Origin of the sequence: Pseudomonas tremae (assembly GCF_001401155.1) — a bacterium.
Lineage (GTDB): Bacteria > Pseudomonadota > Gammaproteobacteria > Pseudomonadales > Pseudomonadaceae > Aquipseudomonas > Aquipseudomonas tremae.
Genome location: NZ_LJRO01000291.1, coordinates 1 through 297, shown reverse-complemented (window position 1 = coordinate 297; position 297 = coordinate 1). Strand labels below are relative to the sequence as shown.

Below are 297 nucleotides of genomic sequence, written 5' to 3'. Positions count from 1 at the left end.
TAATTGATCCGGGCTCGCTTCACGCAAAGCGTCGTGCAGGGAATCATTTTCGTTATTCATGGAATGTGCTCTCCGTTTATTGGCTATAGGTTGTAGCCGCGCCGTTTGATCAACTCGTTGGCCAGCGTGCAAATCACATTGTTGGAATCCGCTTCACCCACTTGCGTCTGGCGCAGCGCGATGAGTTTTTCTGCCGTGCCCTGGGGAAAGGCTTCGACCAGGATGGCGCGAGCCGTGGCACCGCCGACGGCGTCATATAGCAACCTGCGCAGGGCACTGTCAGTCGGTGAAGAACCC

1 protein-coding gene is annotated in these 297 nt (G+C 56.2%); it reads right to left on the bottom strand.

Annotated features, from left to right (window positions below; all coding sequences use genetic code 11):
- Nucleotides 1-83 precede the first annotated feature (83 nt).
- Nucleotides 84-297 (bottom strand): hypothetical protein (locus tag ALO43_RS16815; protein WP_157062321.1); only part of this gene is annotated, 214 nt, incomplete at its 5' end.